This is a genomic window from Paenibacillus tarimensis, assembly GCF_021532315.1.
GTDB classification, from domain to species: domain Bacteria; phylum Bacillota; class Bacilli; order Paenibacillales; family Paenibacillaceae; genus Paenibacillus_I; species Paenibacillus_I tarimensis.
The window spans coordinates 1-7,148 of the sequence record NZ_JAKGAO010000042.1; the positions used below are offsets into that span (position 1 = coordinate 1).

The 7,148-nt window shown below is 58.1% G+C and carries 1 protein-coding gene; it reads left to right on the top strand.

Features of this window, described 5'->3' with window-relative positions; translation table 11 throughout:
• Positions 1-7,148: non-ribosomal peptide synthetase (locus tag L1N82_RS22850; protein WP_235289775.1), on the top strand; the 7,148-nt coding region annotated here is incomplete at both ends.

The window sequence follows — 7,148 nt, forward strand, 5'->3', positions numbered from 1 at the left end:
ATGTACGGCATTACCGAGACGACGGTTCACGTAACGTATAAGGAGATTACGTGGGCCGAGATTGAGGCGGCGAAGAGCAATATTGGCAAGCCGATCCCGACGCTGAGGGTGTACATTCTTGACGAGAACCGCCGCCCTGTGCCGATCGGCGTAGCGGGCGAAATGTACGTGGCCGGGGAAGGCCTTGCGAGAGGCTACCTGAACCGTCCGGATCTGACGGCGGAGAAGTTCGTCGATTCCCCGTTTGCGGAAGGGGAGAAGCTGTACCGCTCGGGCGACTTGGCGGCTTGGCTGCCGGATGGCAGCATCGAATACCTGGGCCGGATCGACCATCAGGTCAAAATCCGCGGGTACCGGATCGAGCTGGACGAAATCGAGACGCAGCTTCTGAACGTCCGGGGCGTGGAAGAAGCGGTGGTGCTCGCCCGTCAGGACGGCGGGGGCGAGAAGGCGCTTGTCGCCTACTTTGTGGCGGATCGGACGTTGACGGTCAGCGAAATGAGAACCTCGCTGGCCCAGGGAATGCCAGGGTATATGATCCCGTCATACTTCGTGCAGCTGGAGCGCATGCCGCTGACGTCCAACGGCAAAGTGGACCGCAAAGCGCTGCCGGAGCCGCAAGGCAGCTTGCAAACGGGCGTCGAATACGTAGCGCCGCGTAACCGGACGGAGTCCCAGCTTGTGAAGATCTGGGAAGAAGTGCTGGGCTGCTCCGGTATTGGAGTCCTGGACAATTTCTTCGAGCTCGGAGGCCACTCCTTGCGGGCGACGAACCTTGTCAGCAAGATTCAGAAGGAAATGAACGTTGAGCTTCCGCTGCGCGATGTGTTCCGCTATACGACGGTAGAGTCGATGGCCGGAGCTATTGCCAGCTTGGAGGAAACGCGGCACAGCTCGATTCCGAAAGCGGAAGAGAGAGCGTACTATCCGGTTTCCTCCGCGCAAAAAAGGCTGTACGTCCTGCACCAGCTGGATAACTCGGAGCTGAATTACAACCTCCCAAGCGCCTTGCAGTTGGAAGGGGCTTTGAACGAGGCCAAGGTGGAAAAGGCGCTGACTGCTTTGGTGGCCCGGCACGATATGCTGCGCACCGGTTTTGAAATCGTGGATGGGGAGCCAGTTCAGCGTATTCATCCGCTCGCAGCCTTCAAGGTCGAGAAGCTTCAAGCAAGCGAAGATCAGGTTGCGGCCATTCTTGAAGGCTTCATACAGCCGTTTGACTTGACCCGGCCGCCTTTGCTGCGCGCCCTGCTGATCGAGCTGGAGAAGGAGAAATTCCTGCTCGCGCTGGATATTCATCATATTGGCTCCGATGGCCTTTCCATGGACGTACTGCTGCGCGAATTCGTGCGGCTTTATAATGGGGAAGAATTGCCGGAGCTGCGGATTCAATATAAGGATTACGCTGTTTGGCAGCAATCCGAGGAGCAGCGCCAGCGCATCAAACGGCAGGAGGAATACTGGCGCGGGGTATTCAGCTCCGAGCTACCGGTTCTTGAGCTGCCTCTCGACTTCTCCCGACCGGCCGTCCAGCAGTTTGACGGTCAAACGCTCACGTTTACGCTGGACGCGGAGAGAAGTGAAGCTCTCAAACGGCTTGCCGGCGATTCGGGGGCGACGCTGTACATGCTTCTGCTGGCTGCGTACTCCGTATTGCTTCATAAATACGCAGGGCAGGAAGATATAGTGGTCGGCACTCCGATTGCCGCCCGTTCTCACGCCGACCTGCAGCCGATTATCGGCATGTTCGTCAATACGCTGGCCCTTCGCTTGGGTCCGGCGGCGGAGCGGACGTTCCTGGATTATTTGCAGGAAGTGAAGGAAACGACGCTCGGAGCCTACGAGCACCAGGACTATCCGTTCGAGGAGCTGGTGGAAGCTCTTCAGGTGAGCCGGGATTTAAGCCGGAATCCGCTGTTTGACACCATGTTTTCTTTGCAAAAGCATGAAAGCTTGGATTTAATCTTGGATGGCTTACAATGGTCGCTGTTCGACATCGAGGAAAAGACGGCAAAGTTTGATCTGAGCTTAGATATCGTGGAAGAGGGTAACGAGCTGGTTTGCAAGCTCGAGTACGCTACCTCGTTGTTTAGACAGGAAACGATGGCACGGCTGGCGGGTCATTACGAGCAGCTGTTGGCATCAATCCTGGCTCAGCCGGATGCGCGGATAGCGGATTTGGATATCTTGACGGACAGCGAAAAGCATGAGTTGCTGGTCGGGTTTGATGTGTCGTCTTCGGCTCTTGCGAAGCAAACCGCCGCAGAGGGTACAGGCTTGGAAGCGGCTGAGTCATGGAGAGAGAGAACGTTCCACGAGCTGTTCGAGGAGCAGGCGGAGCGCACTCCGGGAGCGCTGGCGGTTGTCTACGAAGGCAGCAAGCTGACGTATGCGGAGCTGAACGCCAAAGCGAATCGTCTGGCGTATGCGCTGCGGGCGCGCGGGGTGAAGCCGGAGCAGGTGGTCGGCATTCTGGCCGGCCGTTCGGCGGAGCTGCTAATCGGGGTGCTCGCCGTATGGAAAGCGGGCGGCGCTTATGTGCCGCTCGACCCGGACTATCCGGCGGAGCGGATCGAGTATATGCTCGCAGACAGCGGGGCGTCGGTGCTGCTCACGCAGACCTGCCTGCTGGAGCAGGCGGAAGCTTGGCGCAGCGGCGGAGCTCTAGCGCTGCAAACGGTGCTTGCGCTTGATGACGCCGCGACGTACAGCCTCGGGGCGGCTGTGGGCGAACAAGCTTTGGGCGAAGCAGGCGCAGCGTCGGAGGCTTTGACGCAGGTGGAAACGGCTGCTGCCGAAACGTCCGCCACGGCAGAAGCCGAGAAGGACGTACAAGCGGGGGATCTCGCATCGAATCCTGCGAATGTGAACAAGCCGGGCGATTTGGCTTACGTCATCTACACCTCGGGTACGACGGGCCGTCCGAAGGGCGTGGCGGTGGAACACCGCAGCCTGGTGAACACGGCGGCGGGCTACCGGCGGGAATACCGCCTGGATCAGTTCCCGGTCCGGCTGCTGCAGCTCGCCAGCTTCTCGTTCGACGTGTTCGTCGGCGACATTGCGCGGGCGCTGTACAACGGCGGCACCATGGTCATCGTTCCGAAGGATGACCGGATCGATCCAACCCGCCTCTACGGCTGGATTCGCGACTACGACGTGACGGTGTTCGAATCGACTCCGGCGCTGATTGTGCCGTTCATGGAGCATGTGTATGCCGAGGGTCTGGACCTCAGCTCGATGCACCTGCTGATCACAAGCTCGGATGCGTGCAGCGTAGCGGATTACCGCACCTTGCAGGAGCGCTTCGGCTCACAGTTCCGAATTATTAACAGCTACGGTGTAACGGAAGCGGCAATTGACTCCAGCTTCTATGACGAGCCGCTGGAGAAGCTGCCGAAGACGGGCAGCGTGCCGATCGGGAAAGCGTGGCTGAACGCCAGGTTCTACATCGTGGATGCGAATCTGAAGCCGGTGCCGATCGGGGTGCTGGGCGAGCTGGTTATCGGCGGAGCGGGTGTGGCCCGCGGTTACTTGAACCGCCCGGATTTGACGGCGGAGAAATTCGTAGACAGCCCATTTGCCGCCGGAGAGCGGCTGTACCGGACGGGCGACCTGGCACGCTGGATGCCGGATGGGAACGTGGACTTCATCGGCCGGATCGACAACCAGGTGAAAATTCGCGGCTATCGGATCGAGCTTGGTGAAATTGAAGCGGCCATGCAGCATGTTGCCGGCGTGCGTCAAGCGCTTGTCATCGACCGGACGGACGAGCGGGGGCAGAAATATTTGTGCGGGTATGTCGCAGCGGATTCCAGCTTCGATCTGGGAGGGCTTGTGGCCCATCTGGATGCCGCGCTGCCTTCCCACATGGTGCCGTCGCGCATCATGCGTCTGGATCAAATGCCGCTTACGCCGAACGGGAAGATTGACCGTAAAGCGCTGCCTGTGCCGGAAGGAAGCATTCGTGCCGAGGCTGCATACACGGCGCCTCGTACGCCTGCCGAGCAAGCACTTGCGTCGGTCTGGCAGGCGGTGCTGGGCGTGGATCAGGTCGGAACGATGGACAATTTCTTTGCGCTCGGCGGCGATTCGATCAAGGCCTTGCAGGTATCGTCCCGTCTTTTGCAAATGGGGTACAAGCTGGTCATGAAAGATTTGTTCCATTACCCGACGATTTCCGCCCTTAGTTTGCAGCTGCAAACGGCGGAGAGAACGGCAAGCCAGGCCGAAGTGACGGGAGAGGTCATCTTGACCCCGATTCAGCGCTGGTTCTTTGAACAAAATCCGGCAGACATGCATCACAGCAACCAGGCGTTCATGCAGTTCTCCAAGCAAGGCTTTGACGAAGAAGCTTTACGCCAGGCGGTGCGTCAGCTTGTCTTGCATCATGATGCTCTCCGTACGGTTTACCGCCAAACCGGGAACGGCTATACCGCCTGGAACCGCGGCGCCGGGGCGAACGAAGCGCTGTTCGATCTGGAAGTTGTCGATTTCAAAGGAGTCGGCGATGTGAAAGAAGCGGTAGAGGCTAAAGCGAATGACATTCAAGCGAGCATCGATCTGGCAAACGGCCCGCTGGTGAAGCTCGGCTTGTTCCGCTGCGATGACGGCGACCACCTGCTCATCGCGATCCATCACTTGGTCGTAGACGGCGTATCCTGGCGGATTCTGCTTGAGGATTTTGCTGCCGGCTATGAGCAGGCGCTGCAAGGGCAGCCAATCCGTCTGCCGCTCAAAACGGATTCATTCCAGACATGGGCGAAGCAGCTCGCTGATTATGCGAACGGTCCGGCGATGGAAAGCGAGAGAGCGTATTGGCAGCATATCGAGCAACTGACCTATGAGCCGCTTCCGAAGGATTTTGAACAAGGCAGATCCAAGCTGAAGGACAGCCGGCTCGTGACCGTCCGCTGGACGGCGGAGGAAACCAAGCAGCTGCTGAAGCAGGCACACCGTGCTTACCATACGGAAATGAACGATTTGCTGCTTGCCGCGCTTGGCCGCGCGGTACAAGCTTGGAGCGGCCGGGAACGCGTGCTGGTGAATCTCGAAGGCCACGGACGGGAAGATATTGTGCCGGATGTGGACATTACGCGTACGGTAGGCTGGTTTACAAGCCAATTCCCTGTCGTTCTGGAGCCGGGTCACGCCCAGGGGCTCGGTCATCAGGTGAAACAGGTTAAAGAAAGCTTGCGCCGCATTCCGAACAAAGGAATTGGCTACGGCATCCTGCGTTATATGTCGGCGCCGCGTGACGGCGAGTGCTTCGCTTTGGAGCCGGAGATCAGCTTTAACTATTTGGGCCAGTTCGACCAGGATTATGAAAGCAGCGGCTCGCAGCCGTCTCCGTTCAGCCCGGGCTCCGATTCAAGTCCGAATGCTGTGATGGATTTTGTCCTCGATATCAACGGTATGGTATCGGAAGGAGTGCTGGAGCTCACGATCCGTTATGGGGAAACCCAGTATAAACGGGAAACGGTAGAGCGTCTAGGCACCCTGCTTCAATCGAGCTTGCGTGAAGTTATCAGCCATTGCGCGTCGATCGAGCGGCCGGAGCTTACGCCTAGCGACGTTCTGCTTCAAGATGTAACGGTGGAGGAACTGGAGCGGCTGGCCGAACATACGGCGGAGCTCGGCGAACTGGAGAATGTGTACACTCTGACACCGCTGCAAAAAGGGATGTTGTTCCACAGTCTGCTGGATGCTGACTCGGAGGCTTACTTCGAACAGGTGACCTTCGATCTGTACGGAAGCCTGAATGTCGAAGCTTTCATCCAAGGATTGGATACGCTGGTGCAGCGGAATGAGGCGCTGCGGACCAACTTTATTACCGGCTGGAGAGACGAGCCGATTCAAGTGGTATTCCGCGAGCGGAAGTGTGAAGTGTACGTCGAAGATATTCGCCCGGTAAGCGATGAAGACCTGGAGAAGAAGATAGCCGATTTCGTCAGCGCGGATAAAGCGAACAAGTTCGATTTGGCCCGTGGCTCTCTTATGCGCGTGACCGTTTTGCGCACGGGTGAGGAGTCCTACCATGTGATCTGGAGTCACCATCATATCTTGATGGACGGCTGGTGCATGTCCTTCATGATCAAGGAAGTGTTCGAGACATACTTCGCGTTCCAGGAGAAGCGTACGCTGGAGCTTCCTCCGGTGACCTCGTTCTCCCGGTATATCGAATGGCTGGAAGCGCAAGATGCCGCGAAAGCTTCGCGTTACTGGTCCGAGTATTTGGCAGGTTACGATCAGCAGACCAAGCTGCCGCAGGAGAGAACGCAGCTTATGCAGGGTGCTTTTGAAGCGGCTGAAATCGATGTGGAACTCAGCAAGGAACTGACCGGGCAAATTGAGCGGGCAGCGCGCCAGCAGCAGGTGACGCTCAATACGTTCATGCAGACGGTATGGGGACTGGTTCTGCAGGTATACAACAACAGCGAGGATGTCGTATTCGGCTCCGTCGTATCCGGGCGTCCGGCGGAAATTCCGGGCATTGAAAGCATGATCGGCCTGTTTATTAATACGATCCCGGTCCGTATTCAAGGCAGAGCCGAGGAGACGGCAGCCGATATTTTGAGAAGAACCCAGGATCAAGCGCTGGCATCGGGAGCTTACGAAACGTTCCCGCTGTTCGAAATTCAGTCGCTGAGCGAGCAAAAGCGCGACTTGATCAACCATATCATGGTCTTTGAAAATTATCCGATGGAAGAACAGATTGAGCAGGTCGTCGGCGGAGACAAGGAAGCGCTCAAAATCGCGAATATCCAGTCGCCGGAGCAAACGAACTACGACCTGGACATTACCGTCATTCCGGAAGAGCATATTTTGCTTCGGTTTACGTACAATGCGCTGACGTTCAGAGAGGAAGACATCAGGCTGATCCACGGTCATTTTGCCCGGGCGCTGGAGCAGGTTGCGGCTAACCCGAACATCCGCCTGAATCAGCTGGAGCTTCTGACAGCGGCGGAAAAAGAGCAAGTTCTCGGCGCATTCAACCCGGCGCAGCCGGAAGCGGCTCCGGCGGCCGCGTTCCACCGGCTGTTTGAGGAACAGGCGGAGCGCACGCCGGAAGCGGCGGCCGTTGTGTGCGAGAACGACCGGCTGACGTATGCGGAGCTGAACGAGCGGGCGAACCGCCTGGCGGCCACGCT